At 70.6% G+C, this 14905-nt stretch carries 17 protein-coding genes; 3 read left to right on the top strand and 14 right to left on the bottom strand.

Annotated features, from left to right (window positions below):
• Nucleotides 1–122 precede the first annotated feature (122 nt).
• The 3 genes from AB0A61_RS35360 to AB0A61_RS35350 form a co-directional block, all read right to left on the bottom strand.
• Nucleotides 123–2324 carry an aminoglycoside phosphotransferase family protein gene (locus tag AB0A61_RS35360; RefSeq protein ID WP_361301850.1) on the bottom strand — a complete coding sequence of 734 codons (2202 nt, stop codon included), beginning with the start codon at nt 2322–2324 and terminating at the stop codon, nt 123–125.
• A gap of 365 nt (nt 2325–2689) precedes the next feature.
• Nucleotides 2690–3412, bottom strand: a complete 723-nt coding sequence (locus AB0A61_RS35355; RefSeq protein WP_361301847.1) for an HAD family hydrolase — start codon at nt 3410–3412, stop codon at nt 2690–2692.
• A 29-nt stretch (nt 3413–3441) separates the two neighbouring features.
• The gene (locus tag AB0A61_RS35350; RefSeq protein ID WP_361301844.1) at nt 3442–4320 is read right to left on the bottom strand and encodes a GntR family transcriptional regulator; all 879 of its coding nucleotides are present in this window, start codon (nt 4318–4320) and stop codon (nt 3442–3444) included.
• A gap of 176 nt (nt 4321–4496) precedes the next feature.
• On the opposite strand from AB0A61_RS35350, the gene AB0A61_RS35345 reads away from it, so the two are divergent.
• On the top strand, nt 4497–4685 hold the full coding sequence (locus AB0A61_RS35345) for a hypothetical protein (RefSeq protein WP_361301856.1): 189 nt from the start codon (nt 4497–4499) through the stop codon (nt 4683–4685).
• 373 nt (nt 4686–5058) lie between these two features.
• On the opposite strand, the gene AB0A61_RS35340 is transcribed toward AB0A61_RS35345, so the two are convergent.
• Both AB0A61_RS35340 and AB0A61_RS35335 read right to left on the bottom strand, forming a co-directional pair.
• On the bottom strand, nt 5059–6315 hold the full coding sequence (locus tag AB0A61_RS35340; protein ID WP_361301841.1) for a GNAT family N-acetyltransferase: 1257 nt from the start codon (nt 6313–6315) through the stop codon (nt 5059–5061).
• A gap of 147 nt (nt 6316–6462) precedes the next feature.
• Nucleotides 6463–7134: an aerial mycelium formation protein gene (locus tag AB0A61_RS35335; protein ID WP_361301838.1), complete on the bottom strand. Its 672-nt coding sequence runs from the start codon at nt 7132–7134 to the stop codon at nt 6463–6465.
• A gap of 215 nt (nt 7135–7349) precedes the next feature.
• On the opposite strand from AB0A61_RS35335, the gene dtd reads away from it, so the two are divergent.
• On the top strand, nt 7350–7775 hold the full coding sequence (dtd, locus tag AB0A61_RS35330; RefSeq protein WP_361301835.1) for a D-aminoacyl-tRNA deacylase: 426 nt from the start codon (nt 7350–7352) through the stop codon (nt 7773–7775).
• A 30-nt stretch (nt 7776–7805) separates the two neighbouring features.
• On the opposite strand, the gene AB0A61_RS35325 is transcribed toward dtd, so the two are convergent.
• From AB0A61_RS35325 to AB0A61_RS35315, 3 genes are all read right to left on the bottom strand, one after another.
• The gene (locus AB0A61_RS35325) at nt 7806–8771 is read right to left on the bottom strand and encodes a folate-binding protein (protein WP_361301832.1); all 966 of its coding nucleotides are present in this window, start codon (nt 8769–8771) and stop codon (nt 7806–7808) included.
• A gap of 9 nt (nt 8772–8780) precedes the next feature.
• Nucleotides 8781–9218, bottom strand: a complete 438-nt coding sequence (locus AB0A61_RS35320) for a Fur family transcriptional regulator (protein WP_361301829.1) — start codon at nt 9216–9218, stop codon at nt 8781–8783.
• A gap of 104 nt (nt 9219–9322) precedes the next feature.
• On the bottom strand, nt 9323–9898 hold the full coding sequence (locus tag AB0A61_RS35315; RefSeq protein ID WP_361301827.1) for an FABP family protein: 576 nt from the start codon (nt 9896–9898) through the stop codon (nt 9323–9325).
• A gap of 256 nt (nt 9899–10154) precedes the next feature.
• On the opposite strand from AB0A61_RS35315, the gene AB0A61_RS35310 reads away from it, so the two are divergent.
• On the top strand, nt 10155–10517 hold the full coding sequence (locus tag AB0A61_RS35310; protein ID WP_361301824.1) for a DsrE family protein: 363 nt from the start codon (nt 10155–10157) through the stop codon (nt 10515–10517).
• Between the two features lie 10 nt (nt 10518–10527).
• On the opposite strand, the gene AB0A61_RS35305 is transcribed toward AB0A61_RS35310, so the two are convergent.
• From AB0A61_RS35305 to AB0A61_RS35280, 6 genes are all read right to left on the bottom strand, one after another.
• The gene (locus AB0A61_RS35305) at nt 10528–10785 is read right to left on the bottom strand and encodes a DUF3099 domain-containing protein (RefSeq protein ID WP_361301817.1); all 258 of its coding nucleotides are present in this window, start codon (nt 10783–10785) and stop codon (nt 10528–10530) included.
• 84 nt (nt 10786–10869) lie between these two features.
• Nucleotides 10870–11157, bottom strand: coding sequence for a DUF1416 domain-containing protein (locus AB0A61_RS35300; protein WP_361301814.1), 288 nt, complete (start codon nt 11155–11157; stop codon nt 10870–10872).
• 37 nt (nt 11158–11194) lie between these two features.
• Nucleotides 11195–12040, bottom strand: coding sequence for a sulfurtransferase (locus AB0A61_RS35295; protein WP_361301811.1), 846 nt, complete (start codon nt 12038–12040; stop codon nt 11195–11197).
• 142 nt (nt 12041–12182) lie between these two features.
• Entirely contained in the window at nt 12183–12263 is an 81-nt protein-coding gene (locus AB0A61_RS35290) for an Ms5788A family Cys-rich leader peptide (RefSeq protein ID WP_350751515.1), read from the bottom strand.
• A gap of 200 nt (nt 12264–12463) precedes the next feature.
• On the bottom strand, nt 12464–13201 hold the full coding sequence (locus AB0A61_RS35285; RefSeq protein ID WP_361301808.1) for a DUF2993 domain-containing protein: 738 nt from the start codon (nt 13199–13201) through the stop codon (nt 12464–12466).
• A gap of 337 nt (nt 13202–13538) precedes the next feature.
• On the bottom strand, nt 13539–14903 hold the full coding sequence (locus tag AB0A61_RS35280; protein ID WP_361301805.1) for a hypothetical protein: 1365 nt from the start codon (nt 14901–14903) through the stop codon (nt 13539–13541).
• Between the last annotated feature and the right edge of the window lie 2 nt (nt 14904–14905).

Below are 14905 nucleotides of genomic sequence, written 5' to 3'. Positions count from 1 at the left end.
GCCGCACCCGTGGGCCGCCCATGAGCTGTCCTTCGGTGAAGCCTCCTACTGGGCGCAGCACGATGCGGGCGACGACGTCTGTTCGGATCACCCCGGGTCCGCGGTGATCCGAACGACACCCTCTAGGCGAACACCCGGGCGAGGTAGGGGTTGGCGGTCGAGGGCACGGGAAGGCCGAGGGAGCTGGTGGCGGCCGCGAGGGTCATCGCGTAGGAGTCCACCGCCCGGCGTACGTTCGGAGCGTCCAGGCCGGCCCCGGTCACGAGCCGGTCGAGGTCCACGTAGGCCGACCGGACGATCTCGATCCACCGGTAGACACGCCAGTCCCGGTGCCAGTCATGGGTGTACGCGGCGGGCAGTCCGCGCTCCCAGCGCCGGAACATACGGTCCCTGATCTCCGGTCTGGTGGGTGTGAGGTGCATGTGCCGGACCAGGTCGTAGAGGGGATCGCCGACCAGAGCCATCTCCCAGTCGATGATGGTCAGCCCGAGGCGGTCGTCACGGCGGACCAGGTTCCACGGGTTGAGGTCCCCGTGCAGCAGCACCGGTTCGCGGTGGCTCACCCGGTGCCGGGCCAGGATCTGCCGGAGCCGGGGCGCGTCGGGCAGTCCCAGCAGCCGGGCGAGCTGCTTCGACTCCTTCGGCAGCTCCTGCACCAGCCCCACCAGCTGCTCGCTCAGCCAGACGTAGAACCCGCCCTCCCCCGCCGTGGGATCCACGTGCGCGTAGTCCACCCTCGTCAGGGCGCACAGCTGGTCGACCAGTCCGTCCGCCTCGTGCGGCAGCAGTCCGTTCACCGGATGGCCGGGCGCTGACCGGCCGACGTCCCGTGGTCCGACGTAGGTGTGGATGGTGAAGGGTTCGCCCTGGTGGCCGTGGCCCAGGGCCAGCACCCTCGGCGCCGCCACCGGCACCTTGGACAGTTCGACGGCCCGCAGCACGGCGTGCTCACTGAGGTGGAGATACGAGCGCTCCCGACGGCAGACGTTCGCCACCCTGCGCCGCACCACCACCGGGAAGTCGACGCCGCTGACCGACACCACGGAGTTGAGATGCGTGGTCCCCTTGAACACCCGGCTGGCCGGGGCAGCGCCCTCCTCGCGCAGTGCCTCCTGCACGGCGGTGTACGGAAAGGAGGGGTGTTCCGGCAGCCGTGGGTCCGGTGTCCAGCGGAAGGCGGCGGCCCCCCTCCCGCGGTTCACGCCGCCGCCCGCCCGCCGGGAGGCGCGCCGGCGGAAGAGGATCCGCTCGATCTCGGCCTCGCCGGGCACGCCGCGCAGCCGCAGCGGCTCGGCCGCCGCCTCCAGCGCCCGGCGCACCGCTGACGTGGCCTCGTCCAGGCTCTTCTGGTCGAAGGAGGACTCCAGCGACCGCGCGGCCCGCATCACGTCCGGGTACACCGACTGCGCCCGCTCGAAGGCGACGTAGTGCCGCAGGTCCTTGGCCAGTCCGTGCAGGGCGGCCGGGCGAATCCGCCGCATGGCGTCCGCCCAGGCGTGGACGACCTCGTCCCACTGGTGGGGCGGGTACTGCATGCGCACCAGGTGCGTGGCCAGGTCGTGCAGGGGGTCGCCGTAACTGGCCAGCTCCCAGTCGACGCAGATCAGGGGCGGATCGCCGTCGTACGACATGATCAGGTTGTCGCGGTGCAGGTCCGCGTGGAGCAGGCTGAAGGGCCGGCGGGTCATGGCGGGCACCCGCTCCCGCAGCCGGATCAGGGCGTCCTCCGGGATGCCGAGCGCCGCGAACAGCCCACCGAAGGACGGCCAGTTGGGTTTCCGGATCTGCTCGTCCGCGAGGTGGGCCAGTGTTCGCAGGAAGCCCTGGCTGTCCGTGTGGTTGCGGGGCCAGACCGCCGGCAGCTCGGGCAGGGCGGCCCGGCGCACCTGGGCCATCCGGGCCAGCAGCTCCGCCAGCGCCTTCATCAGCAGCGTGTCGACCGGTTTGCCGTTCGCGCAGACGCTGGACAGGGGCACTCCCTCCACATGGCTGTGGATGGCGAAGCCGTCACCGGTGACGAGGCATTCCGGTACGTGCGGCAGGACGCCCCGGACGGCGCCGAGGATCTCCGACTCCTCCGGCCAGGTCCTGATGACCACGGGGAGCGCGTCGGCACGCCGTATCCGCACCGTCACCGAGGTACCGGCCGCGCGGCCGACCGCCGGCGCCACGTCCGCCGTCAGGGGCAGGACGTAGTTCCGATGGTGGTGCCCGCTGCTGACCTGGCCCGACTCGGCGGTCCGCACGAACGCCGCCAGAGCCGTTCTGTGGACGTCGGCGGCTTGTTCCCCGGGAGGTTCCTGGGGAACAGGAGGTGCGTCCACTGGCCGCTCCGGTTCAGTCGCACACGGGAAATGGGTATGGCAAACGTTAGGTCTGCATTCCTGCTCACACGACTTGAGAAACGGTCGAGTCGCCATAAAGGGTGGTGTGCCGCTCGCCCGCGTCAAGTCGCGCGGAGGGCGTGCTCGCCATCCCATACGTACGGACGGGGGCGATCGCTCGCGCGCGGTGCGGGGAATGCTAGCGCACGCCTCCCGGCTGCACGGCCAGGTGATTCCAGACCGAGTCGAACCAGGTCTGCAGGCTCTCCACGAACACGGCGCCCGGGGACTGCGGGTCCCCGTCCTTGACGACTTCAAGGCAACCAGTCCACTTGGCAGGGGCCTTGGGGGCTTCGGCTGATGACTCAGGCCCGACGGGAGCGCAGCACCTGGAGCACGGACTCCAGCGAGCCCACGATCTGCGTGGCGCCGGCCTCCCGCAGCAGCTTCTCCTTGCGCGCATTGCGCGCGTAGCCGAGAAACGGGACTCCGGCCTCCGCCGCGGCCCGGTGGTCGGTGGGGGTGTCGCCGATCATCAGCGCGTCGGACGGGGCCGCGCCCGTGGCCCGCAGCGCGCGGTTGAGGCAGTCCGGATGGGGCTTGAGGTGGCGCAGGTTGTCGGTACGGCCGTAGATGTGGGGGGTGAAGCAGGACAGCAGGGCACGGCCCTCCAGGTACGCGCGCACGACCCGCGGGGAGTTGTTGGTCGCGATGGCCAGCCGGGCGCCCACCGCGCGCCAGGTACGGATCAGCGGATCGGCGTACCCGGTGGGCATCGCCGTGGGCGCCGCCCGCATCTCCTCCCGGGTGAGGCGTTCCTCCAGGGCGGACACCAGGTCGCTGCCGGGGTGCCGGCGGTCCACGGCCCGCAACACGATGTGCGGATCCAGGGAGTCGCGTTCGCCGTCCGTCAGCAGGCCGTGCAGGCCCTGCCCCTCCAGCCAGTCGACGAGATCGCTCGCGACCCGCTCGGCGGAGTGGCCCGCGAACAGGCGGCAGATCGGCCCGTCGAAGTCCCAGAGCACGACCCGGGCGCGTGTGATCACTTCCCGCAGTTTCTCGGTCTCGTTCCCTGTCTCTGCTGCCACCGCTTCAGTCTGCGTCGTATCAGAAGTCACTAGGAGAGTGTCAGGTCGGTCGTGATGGTTTCCCAGAGGGCGTCGAACCACTTCTGGGATTCCTGCACGAACGCGGCGTCCCGCCTGCCAACGCCCTTCTCGAAGGAGAACAGCAGCGACTCGGTGCCGAGGACGTCGTACATGTCCAGCGTTCCGTCGTCCGACGGCTCCTCCCGGCGGGTGATCATGTAGTACGCGATCAGCGCCTCCTCGCCGTTGAGCAGGTACAGCTTGACCGGCGGGGTGAAGGGCAGCGCGCGGAAGGTCACCCGCACGTCGATGCCGTGGGAGAAGCGCAGCGCGCGGAGGTTGTGCTGGAGGACCTGCCCCTGGGCGTTGCGCTGCGCCAGCCACCGCTGGTGGACCGGGTCGTCCTCGCCGGGACCGTCCACCGAGATCGGGAAGGCCAGGGTGATGTCCCGGGACGGCAGCAGGATGCGCACGTCGATCGACTCGGGACGCAGGCGCCCCTCGTGGATCAGCCGGACGGGCTCACCGAGTGCCAGCATCAGGGTCTCGGCCGTCAGGCACGCCGCGTCGACCCGTACCTGCCGGGCGGAGAAGGCCTCGGCGAGCCGGGACGCCAGCCCCACCATGGTCGGCTGGGGCTCCGTACGCGCCGGGGCCGGGACGGCGATCCTGGGCGGGCTGCCCTTGCTCACGTTGCTGAGCAGGCCGTCGTCCTGAAGGGCGCGGAGGGCCTGGCGGACGGTGCCGCGCTCCACGTGGAACTCCTCGGCGAGTTCGGCCTGGGTGGGCAGGCGGTCGCCCGGCTTGAGCTCTCCGGCGCGGATGCGTTCCCGCAGGGTGTCGGCGATCTCCTGGGGCGAGCTCTTTCTGCTGCCGTTCACTGCCACACTCTCCTGGGTCACGACCAAAAGCTACAACTCTCATCCATCTATGGGGAGTTGTTTGAAACCTGTTTATAGGTAGCTGCCAAGTGGGGACAACATAAGCAGAGTTGGTTGCCAACTTGGTCGAGTTGGCGGAAGTTTTGCTTCCCGTGTCCACCCCCACTCCCGTCCCGCCCCGGAAGCCCGAAGGGGGATTCGCCGTGCCCGTCCTCGCTCTTCTCTCCGCAGTCTTCGTCCTCGGCTTCGAGCAGCTCGTCCAGTGGAAGTACGGCGCGACGGGCATCGTCGGCCTGCTGCTGCTCACCGTCGGCATCAAGGCCAAGAGCCCGGTCATCAGCTCCATAGGGGCGGTGGTGCTGGCGGTGCTGGTCGCCGGTCCCACCCTGTGAGTCGCCCACGAAGACCCGGACGATGCGCGACTTCCCGCCATCCTCGGGCAGTTTCCGGAAAGGTGGTTATGAGACGCACCCAAGTGGAGATAAGAGGAGTGAAGTTGGTAGCCAACTTGCACAACATGGTCAAGCTTCCCAAGTGTTGGCCACCAGGGTGACAGTTGGGGAAGGTCGGACCGGGTTCCCTTCCGGAGGGGAGCCGGGAGCTCGGTCGGTCGGCGCCAACCGGAGCACAGTCACAACTCCACACCACGGCACAGTCACAACCGAACAGCCGTCGCACAGCCACAACCGAACAGCACGTCGCACAGCCACAACTGAACAGGCACGCTACGGATGCGTCGTCCCTGTCGTCGGCAGGAAGGAGCGCTCAGAACATGTCCGGGCACCAAGGCCGCCTGGACGTGCGCAGCAGGGCGTCGGCCACTTCGGCGGCGCCCGCTCGTTCCTCCCGTACCCGGCCGAGCGCCGCGAGCCGCACCGCCGACTCGTCGCCGAGCCACAGGGTCGCCAGCTCCGCCACGTCGAGGGCGAGGTCGGCGGACCGCGTCGTCGGAGTGCACGACGCCCCGTCGGCCGACGCCTCCAGCCGCCACCGGCCACCGGCCAGGCCGGCCGGGTCGGCGATCTCCAGCACCAGCTCCCCCGCCGCCTGGTACGTCCGCGCCTCGAGGGCCCGCACGACATCCAGGATCCGCACCCACAGCCAGTCCGCCTGCGTGGTGATCCGCGCCGCGCGCGGGTCGGGCAGGAAGAAGGGGAGCAGGTCGTCGGGGGCCCGCCAGCCGCTTCTGACCTTCGTGACCCAGTCGATCGAGCACAGATAGCGCCACAGGGCGCGTTCGGCGGCCGGGCTCACCGCGATGAGGCCCTTCACGGTGGCCGTGTCGAGCGGCTGCTTGCCGTCCCCCCAGACGTCGTCGCACACGTATGCGACCAGACCCTCGACGGTGCCGTCCGCCGCCCGGTACACGGCGTAGAAGGGCTCCGTCCAGGGGCGGCCCAGCCGCAGCAGGCCCGTGTTGACCTGCCACCAGCGCTCGTCGCGGTTGATGGCGCCGGGCTGGGCACGGCGCAGCCGCTCGTGCAGCTCGGGACCGAGCTTGCGTACGTCGTCGCCGTTCACGAGCTCGACGAGACCGCCGTCGTCCGGGACCGGCCTGCGGAGGTCGAGGCCCGCCCGGGGCACGTCGATCGTCCATTCGGTCGTCCAGGTGGCGGGGCCGAAACCATAGCGACCGTAGATCGGGTACTCGGCCGCGATCAGGGTGGCGACGACATCGCCCCGGTCCTTCGCGGCCGCCAGGTCCTGGACCATCATCCGGGTGAGCAGGCCGCGGCGGCGGTGGGTGGCGACGACGGCGACATTGGAGATGGCGTCCGCGGGGACCGGAGCACCGCCGACCGCGGTGAGCTCCTGGTCGAAGGAGCGGAACGTCGCCACGCACCGGCCCGCGTCGAAGGCGCCGAGGGTACGGGACCTCAGCAGCGACGGGCCGCGCTCGGCGATCTCCTGGTCGCCGACCTCGGGGCTTTGCAGGAAGCCGGTGTGCAGGGCGCGGATCCAGTCGGGGATCTCGGCCTCGGTGATCGGGCGTACGTCGATGTCGGGGCGGGCGCCAGTCATGGACCGACGGTAGGGCCACGGCGTCCGGTATGTCGCGGGGTTTTCGGCGTCCGGGCTCGGCGGTGGCCTTCCGGAGTCAGCGGAGGAACAGGGCGAGTCCTGCCCCACGCGCGCCCCGCGGTCTCCGGAGCCGCCGCGTCACGTGAGTCATGTGAGCAGGTCCTCCACCTGTGCTTCCCCCTCACGGTACCTGCGGGCGATTTCCGCACTGCAGTCGTCGGTGGTGCGCTGCAGCTGCTGGCGGCGCCGGGACACCTGCTGCTCGTAGCGCACGAGCCGCCCCATGGCCGCGCCCAGTTCCAGGTCGGTGCGGGCGCCGAGGTCCGACAGCTCGACCTCGGCGAGCATCTCCGCGGCGAGCTGCCGGGACTCCTCGCTCTGCGGGGTGCCGAGGGTCACATGCCGGGCCGAGGAGCGGTGCTGCGCCGGTGCGTCCTTGAGGATCTCCGCGAGCCGCTCCACGACGGACGGCTGCCCGGCCGTCTCCATCTGTTCGGCGCCGGTGTCCACGACCGGTGCGGGCCCGCGCCGGGCGAGCTCCGCGCGCAGGATGTCGATCCGCCCCTGCAGCAGCCGCCGCACATAACTCAGGTCGGCCTCGTCCCGCTGCGCCTGCCGGCGCAGCGCACGCAGCTCCGGCAGACTCGGCGCGGTCAGGTCGTGCGGCTGGGGGCAGCCGTTTCCAGGAGAGCTCGGCGGAGGGTCCACGGGCAGGCACGGGCTGTCGGTGCGCTGCACGGGTGGCCGGTGGCTCTCCGGACCTCCCGCGCGGATCAGCGAGACCACCCCGGGCTGCTGCTCAGTACTCGATGTGCTCATGGGCCTCAACCGTCCCCTCTACCGGCGCGTACAAAAGCATCGTGCCACCCCACGTAGCCAGTATGTGCCCGAGTGCACCTGATCAACCCCGGATGGGGGGTTAAGAAGTGGTTGGAGGCACTGTATGGAGCCACTGCGGGCCGACCGCCGTGCGGCTACCGGCCGAGCGCGGGCCGACCTCGGTGCGGCCGGGGCCGCCCGGCATCATGGTCGGCATGCGTGCAGTGGTGCAGAGGGTGGACGGCGCGAGTGTCGTCGTGGACGGCGAGACGGTGGGGGCCATCGAGGGCGAGGGGCTCTGCGTCCTCGTCGGGGTCACCCACGAGGACACCGAGGAGAAGGCGGCGCAGCTGGCCCGCAAGCTGTGGTCGCTGCGGATGCTGCACGACGAGAAGTCGTGCAGCGACACCGGCGCCCCGCTGCTGGTCGTCAGCCAGTTCACCCTCTACGGCGACGCCCGCAAGGGCCGCCGCCCCACCTGGAACGCCGCAGCCCCCGGCGAGGTGGCCGAACCGCTCGTCGACGAGGTGGTAGCCCAGCTGCGCTCGCTGGGCGCGACGGTGGCGACGGGCCGGTTCGGCGCGCGGATGCGGGTGTCGCTGACGAACGACGGCCCGTTCACCGTCCTGCTGGAGATGTGAGCCGGCCGGGCACGGCCCGCCGGACAGGTCCTACGGCTCGACGACGACTTCCTGCGCGGCCGCCGTCTCCCCCGCCATCAGCCGTGCGTCGACCGGGATGTTCCGTTTGACCAGGGCCAGGGCGATCGGGCCGAGTTCGTGGTGGCGTACCGACGTGGTCACGAAGCCGATCTTCCGGCCGTCGGGGCCTTCGTCGGCGAGGCGGATCTCGGTGCCGTGCACCGGCAGGTGCACCTCGCTGCCGTCGAGGTGCAGGAAGACCAGGCGGCGCGGGGGCTTGCCGAGGTTCTGCACCCGGGCCACGGTCTCCTGGCCGCGGTAGCAGCCCTTCTGGAGGTGGACGGCCGTGCCGATCCACCCGAGCTCGTGCGGGATGGTGCGGTGGTCCGTCTCGAAGCCCAGCCGGGGCCGGTGCTGCTCGACGCGCAGTGCCTCGTAGGCGAGGATCCCGGCCGGCCAACCGGCCTTCTCCGCGTACGACTCCAGGTCCGCGCGGGGCAGGAAGAGGTCACGTCCGTGCGCGGTCTCCCGCACGACGACGCCCTCGGGCACCTCGGTGATCGAACCGGCGGGCAGGTGCACCACCGCGAACTCGCCGGTGCGGTCGGCGACGTCGACCCGGTAGAAGAACTTCATCGACTCCAGGTACGCGATCAGCGCGTCCTGGGTGCCGGGCTCCACGTGGGCCCAGACCGTCTCCCCGTCGTCCACCAGGTACAGGGCGTGCTCGATGTGGCCGTGCGCGGAAAGGATCAGCGCCTCGGTGGCCTCGCCGGCCGGCAGCTCGCTGACGTGCTGGGTGAGCAGCAGGTGCAGCCAGCTCAGCCGGTCCTCGCCGGAGACGGTGACGACGCCGCGGTGGGACAGGTCGACGAATCCGGTGCCGTCGGCAAGGGCACGCTGCTCGCGGAACAGTTCGCCGTAGTGGGCGGCGACGCCTTCGTCCACGCCCTCGGCGGGGACGGCGCCGGGCAGCGACAGCAGGGGGCTCTTCATGGACACAGCCTACGACTTGGTAGTTGAGCCCTTGAGCGAGCAGTCCTTGCACCGGCCGAAGATCGCGAAGTGCTTCATGTCGGTGTCGAAGCCGAACTCGGCACGCAGTTTGGCGGTGAACTCGGCGGCCACCGACAGGTCGGCCTCGATGACGTTCGTGCAGTCGCGGCACACGAGGTGGAGGTGGTGGTGCCGGTCGGCCAGGTGGTACGTCGGCGCGCCGTGCCCGAGGTGGGCGTGGCTGACCAGCCCGAGCTCCTCCAGGAGCTCCAGGGTCCGGTACACGGTGGAAATGTTGACCCCCGACGCCGTCTTCCTCACCTCGCTGAGGATGTCGTCGGGGGTCGCGTGCTCCAGGCTGTCCACGGCTTCGAGCACGAGTTGCCGCTGCGGGGTCAGCCGGTAGCCGCGCTGCCGCAGGTCAGTCTTCCAGTCGGTGCTCACCACACTGAAAGTCTAGGACGGCCGCAGCGGCGTGCTCGCTGGACGGCCCGCCGGAAACCGGACGACCGAAACAGCACGGCCGAAACCAACGGCCGAAACCGGGCGGCCTACTTGAAGAAGGCGATCCCGTCGTCCGGCAGGTCGTCGGGGAGGGTCTTGGCCCAGCGCTCGACCTCCTCCGGGGTGACGACCTTCTTCAGGTGGGCGGACATGTAGGGGCGCAGCTCGACCTCGGGGGTCTGCTTCTCGCCCACCCACATCAGGTCGCTCTTGACGTAGCCGTACAGTCGCTTGCCGCCGGTGTAGGGGCGGGCGGCGGCGGTGCGCGCCACGGCGTCCGTGACCAGGTCGATCTGCGGCTTCCTGTCGGCCAGCTCGCCGTACCAGATCTCGACGACGCCGTCGTCGCGGGTCATCGTGACCTCGACCCTGCGGTCCGCGTCGATCCGCCAGAAGCCGAACTCGGACTCCAGGGGGCGGACCTTGTTGCCGTCGTTGTCCAGCACCCAGGTGCGGGACTGGTACTCCAGGAAGTCCCGGCCGTCGTGCGTGAAGGTGACCTCCTGGCCGAAGTTGCACTTCTGTGAGCCGGGGAAGTCGTGCACGCCCGCGCCGGCCCAGTTGCCGAGCAGGAAGGCGAGCGGGACGAGGTCCTTGTGCAGGTCGGACGGGATCTCGATCATGAGCAGCTTTTCGTCGTGGCCGTCGGGGAGGGGTCTTGGGTCAGCGCTGGCCCTGGTACAGCTTCTTCACGGTCAGCCCGGCGAAGGCGAGGACGCCGACGCAGACCAGGACCAGCAGGGTTTCGAAGAAGATCTCCACGGGGTGCTCCTCGGTTGAGCAGGGTGCGGTAGCTACACAGGGCCGGGCCCCAGCTTAGTCGGCCGGGGCCCGGCCCTCTTGGTGAGGTGGGCCTGGCGCACCTCTTACGATGCGGCCATGGCGAAGAAGCTCGTGATCAAGGTGACGGCGGGGGCCGATGCCCCCGAACGGTGCTCACAGGCGTTCACGGTCGCGGCGGTGGCCGTGGCCAGTGGCGTCGACGTCTCCCTGTGGCTGACCGGGGAGTCCTCGTGGTTCGCGCTGCCGGGCCGCGCCGCCGAGTTCGCGCTCCCGCACGCGGCGCCGCTGCCCGACCTGATCGACTCGATCCTGGCGGCCGGCCGCATCACCCTGTGCACCCAGTGCGCGGCCCGCCGTGAGATCACGGAGAACGACGTCATCGACGGCGTACGGATCGCGGGCGCGCAGGTCTTCGTGCAGGAGGCGCTGGGCGACGAGACACAGGCGCTCGTCTACTGAGACGCGCCCCTCATCTGCGTTTCTTGCCGTCCAGCTCGTCCCACCACTCGTCGGACTGGGGGTCGCCGGAGGGGTCGTCCCACCAGCGGTCCTCGGGGCCGCGGCGGTTGGCGACCATGGCGGCCACCGGCGGGATCACCATGGCCACCACGCACATGCCGACCGCGGCGGGGACCGACCACAGGCGCACGACTCCCCAGGCGAGGACGAACAGCGCGATGCAGATGCCCATCATCGCGAAGTACACGTGACGCCGCCGTGCGTACATACGACCAGCGTAGGCCCGGCATGCCGAAGGGCCGCACCCCAGGCGTCCAACCCGGGGGGTGCGGCCCTTCGGTCGCCGGCCGGCTCAGACCGCGATCGCGACCTCGGCGAGGCCGCCCTTCTGAGCGACCACCGTGCGGTCGGCACTGGCACCGGGCACGAGGGCCCGGAGGGTCCAGGTGCCCTCTGCCGCGTAGAACCGGAACTGGCCCGTGGCGGAGGTCGGAACCTCCGCGGTGAACTCACCGGTCGAGTCCAGCAGACGGACATACCCCGTCACCGGCTCGCCGTCACGGGTCACCTGACCCTGGATCGTGGTCTCACCGGGCTTGATCGTCGAGGCGTCCGGGCCGCCGGCCTTCGCTCCACACATGTGCTTCTCCAGAGGTCAGATAAGGTCGAAACGGTCTTTACTTGCCGGCGCCGAGCTCGATCGGCACACCCACCAGGGAGCCGTACTCGGTCCAGGAGCCGTCGTAGTTCTTGACGTTCTGCACGCCGAGCAGCTCGTGCAGCACGAACCAGGTCAGCGCGGAGCGCTCACCGATACGGCAGTAGGCGATGGTGTCCCGGGCCAGGTCGACGTTCTCCTTGGTGTAGAGCTCCTTGAGCTCCGCGTCCGACTTGAACGTGCCGTCGTCGTTGGCGTTCTTCGACCACGGGATGTTGCGGGCGGTCGGGACGTGACCGGGGCGCTGCGACTGCTCCTGCGGCAGGTGCGCCGGGGCGAGCAGCTTGCCGGAGAACTCGTCGGGCGAGCGGACGTCGACCAGGTTCTGCGCGCCGATCGCGGCCACCACGTCGTCGCGGAAGGCGCGGATGGAGGCGTCCTGCGGCTGGGCCTTGTACGCGGTCGCCGGGCGCTCGGGCACGTCGGTGCCGTCGACCAGCTCGCGGGCGTCCAGCTCCCACTTCTTGCGGCCGCCGTCGAGGAGCTTGACGTTCTCGTGGCCGTACAGCTTGAAGTACCAGTAGGCGTACGAGGCGAACCAGTTGTTGTTGCCGCCGTAGAGGATCACCGTGTGGTCGTTGGCGATGCCCTTCTCCGACAGGAGCTTCTCGAAGCCGGCCTGGTCGATGAAGTCACGGCGGACCGGGTCCTGGAGGTCCTTGGTCCAGTCGATCCGGATGGCGTTCTTGATGTGGTTCTTGTCGTAGGCCGACGTGTCCTCGTCCACCTCGACGATGGCGATGCTGGTGTCGTCCAGGTGCTCCTGAAGCCAGTCGGCGTCGACCAGGACGTCGCTGCGGCTCATGCTCAATCTCCTCCGGGGCAGTTACGGCGGGGCGTGCGAGTGCGAGGGGCGCGCGGGTACGCGGTTGAGCGGTGCGTACACGCGCACGGATTGGCCCGGGTTCGGGTGCGGGGCCAGGCGATACGGGAGACGGAACTCCCGCTCAGAAGGGGCGACAGAGCATGGCGGCAACGCGGCACAGGTCTACTGCCCGCCGCTTCGTGAGATCCGCCTGTCGCTTCATGCGGTCGATCGTAGGGACGGACAGGCGGCCATGTCACCGTCGTGTCGGATGCTGAGATGCGATCGTCCGCAATACGGGATGAGAAAGGCGCCCGAGCCGTCCCCGCACGGCCTCCGGGCGCCTGTCCTGCCTGTCACATCTGCGGTACGGACAGGGTCGTCTCGTCTGTCGGACACCCGTCCGTCCGCCGCCCTGCGTCCCTACCCGGCGAGCCTGACGTTCGAACCCTTCACGGTGATCTCCACGCCGTCCTTGGCCGCCTCCACCTTGTCCAGCTGGATGCCGCCCGGCAGCCGGTCGATCACCTGCTGGAAGTCGGTGATCGTCCGGATGCGGTTCTCGGCGAGCGCGACCCCGCCGAGCCTGGGCACGGTGTCGGCGTGCACCCGCACCTTGTTGTCCTGGACCGTGACCGAGCTGAGCACGTACACCGGCTCGGGCAGCTTGGTGCCGAACACCGTGGCCTCGACCGCGACCTTGATCTTGCCGTTGCCGCCGTCGGACAGACCGGTCACCCGGGCGGTGACGCCGGGGGCGACCTGGGTGGGCTCCGACTTGGCCGTCTTCAGCAGCTCGTCGTAGCCGATGGTCGCGGTGCCGGTGGCGCTGGACGCGGTGGCCGAGCTGTAGTCGCCGGAGAACGCGACGCCCTTCATGTCGGCCTTGAGGTTGTCGATGCGGATCTTCTGCGCGCCGTTGCCGGTGGTGGCTTCGTAGTTCTTGATGCCGACCTCGACGTCGTCGAGCTCGCCGCTCGCCACCTGGGTCAGGAAGGGGAAGCCCTTGATGGACACGTCCGGTGTGCCGGCCAGGCTCTCGGTCGTCTTCAGCTTGTCGGCCGCCTCGCCCTCCGCGAAGTGCACCGCGAGCCGGTCGGCGGCCACGAACAGCCCGCCCAGGATCACGACGACGATCAGAAGTATTCGCAGCGCGCGCATGCGGTGTTTCCCCCACCTAGGCGTTCGATCCTCCACGAGACGACCGGGTGGTCGTCCGGCGTGAGCGTAACCCTCCGGGCAAGGGGGGCCGAAAAACTGTCGATCATCTGTGACAGACACACCCGGCCCCGTGGGGGCCGGACCTGGCCCCACGGGGCCGCACGATCCAGGCCCTATGGGGTGTCGTGTGGATCACCGCGGATCAGGCCGCGGCGCATGGTGCGGTGCATCGCAAGGCGGAGCATCACCCGCGTACCGGGCGTACTCGGGTGATGCGACAACGCGGCGAGGTGCCGTGCCAGGCGTCGCGGACCCGCGCTGATCCACACGACACCCCCTAGCCCAGTGCCCGCCCCAGTACCCAGACCACCGGGGCCGCGGCCGTCAGCGGCAGGGCGACACCTGCGGTGAAGTGCACGAAGCGCGAGGGGAAGTCGTAGGCGGCCACCCGGTGGCCGATCAGGGCGCACACCCCGGCGCCCGCGCCGAGCAGCGCGCCCTTCGCGCCCAGTCCCGTCATGCCGCCGACCGCGATACCCGCTCCGGCCGCCGCGAGCACCGCGACGACCACCGAGGCCGCCGTCGGCAGCGGCAGCGCACGCGCCAGGACGGCGACCGCGACCGCCGACGCACCGACCGCCACCGCGTCCGCCCCGGCGGCCAGATGGCCGGTCGCGACGATCGCCAGCGCCGCCGAGGCCACGGCGGCCATCAGGCCGTACATCCGCTCGTCCGGGTCGGCGTGGGACCGCAGCTGCAGAACGAGAGCGAGCAGCACCCACACGCCGAGGGTGCCGAGGATCGCGGCCGGTGCGTGCTCCCGGCCCGCCCCCAGCACCGCGACGTCCGCGACCAGCGCCCCGGCGAAGGCCAGCGCGATGCCCTGGCGCGCCGGCCACATGCCGTTGAGCCGGAACCAGCCCGCGGCGGTCACGCCCTGGAGGACGACCAGCGGCAGCAGCAGCGCGTATGTGCCGAGCTCCGCCGCCCCGGCCAGGAGCAGCCCCAGCAGCGCCGTCAGCGCGGCCGGCTGCATGCCGGGGTCGATGATCGGCGAACGCCCCTCGGCGCGGGCCCGCTGGGCGCCGGTGACCCGCGTGTTGCCGGCCACGGTGGCCGGTCCGTAGGCGGGCTCCCCCTCGGATCCGGCCGAGGACGGCTGAGCCCGCCGCGGCTCGGAGGCCGGCGGCTCGGTGACCGGCGCCGCGAAGGCGGCCGCCGCGCCGTGGCCGGTGCCGGGGTGGCCGGTGCCGGGCCCGGTGGTGCCCGGAACGCCGTGGGCCGCCGCGGCCGCCGCCTGCTGATGCCCCAGCGGAGGCAGGTACGCGGTCTCCGCGGCAGCGACGGGCTGCTGGTGCGCGTGGGCCTGGGTCTGGGTCTCCCAGGTCTGCCCCTGCCACTGCTGCGTGTACTGCTGGGCGGCCTGCGGGTCCTCGTAGGCCTGGTGCTGCCCGGGCCAGGCCTGCTGCTGCGGCTGCGGCTGCACATACTGCTGGTGCTGCGGCTGGTGCTGCGGCTGTCCGTACTGCTGGGGCTGTTGCCCGTGCTGCTGGGGCTGTTGCCCGTGCTGCTGGTGCTGCGGCTCCTGCTGATGCGGGTACCGCTGCTGGGACCCCTGCGAATACTGCTGTGCGTACGGGTCGTAACCCTGGTGCCCCTCGTACCCCTCGTACGGGGACCCCTCATACGGCCGGTCGGTCATCG

Origin of the sequence: Streptomyces sp. NPDC046197 (genome assembly GCF_040646295.1) — a bacterium.
Lineage (GTDB): Bacteria > Actinomycetota > Actinomycetes > Streptomycetales > Streptomycetaceae > Streptomyces.
The sequence above is the reverse complement of the archived record's forward strand: the minus strand, read 5'-3'. Positions and strand labels throughout refer to the sequence as shown.

Excerpts from the sequence above, each read along its gene's own strand:
- AB0A61_RS35340 (WP_361301841.1), bottom strand. The coding sequence starts at position 6,315 with ATGACTGGCGCCCGCCCCGACATCGACGTACGCCCGATCACCGAGGCC.
- AB0A61_RS35335 (WP_361301838.1), bottom strand. The coding sequence starts at position 7,134 with ATGAGCACATCGAGTACTGAGCAGCAGCCCGGGGTGGTCTCGCTGATC.
- dtd (WP_361301835.1), top strand. The coding sequence starts at position 7,350 with ATGCGTGCAGTGGTGCAGAGGGTGGACGGCGCGAGTGTCGTCGTGGAC.
- AB0A61_RS35325 (WP_361301832.1), bottom strand. The coding sequence starts at position 8,771 with ATGAAGAGCCCCCTGCTGTCGCTGCCCGGCGCCGTCCCCGCCGAGGGC.
- AB0A61_RS35315 (WP_361301827.1), bottom strand. The coding sequence starts at position 9,898 with ATGATCGAGATCCCGTCCGACCTGCACAAGGACCTCGTCCCGCTCGCC.
- AB0A61_RS35310 (WP_361301824.1), top strand. The coding sequence starts at position 10,155 with ATGGCGAAGAAGCTCGTGATCAAGGTGACGGCGGGGGCCGATGCCCCC.
- AB0A61_RS35305 (WP_361301817.1), bottom strand. The coding sequence starts at position 10,785 with ATGTACGCACGGCGGCGTCACGTGTACTTCGCGATGATGGGCATCTGC.
- AB0A61_RS35300 (WP_361301814.1), bottom strand. The coding sequence starts at position 11,157 with ATGTGTGGAGCGAAGGCCGGCGGCCCGGACGCCTCGACGATCAAGCCC.
- AB0A61_RS35295 (WP_361301811.1), bottom strand. The coding sequence starts at position 12,040 with ATGAGCCGCAGCGACGTCCTGGTCGACGCCGACTGGCTTCAGGAGCAC.
- AB0A61_RS35290 (WP_350751515.1), bottom strand. The coding sequence starts at position 12,263 with ATGAAGCGACAGGCGGATCTCACGAAGCGGCGGGCAGTAGACCTGTGC.
- AB0A61_RS35285 (WP_361301808.1), bottom strand. The coding sequence starts at position 13,201 with ATGCGCGCGCTGCGAATACTTCTGATCGTCGTCGTGATCCTGGGCGGG.
- AB0A61_RS35280 (WP_361301805.1), bottom strand. The coding sequence starts at position 14,903 with ATGACCGACCGGCCGTATGAGGGGTCCCCGTACGAGGGGTACGAGGGG.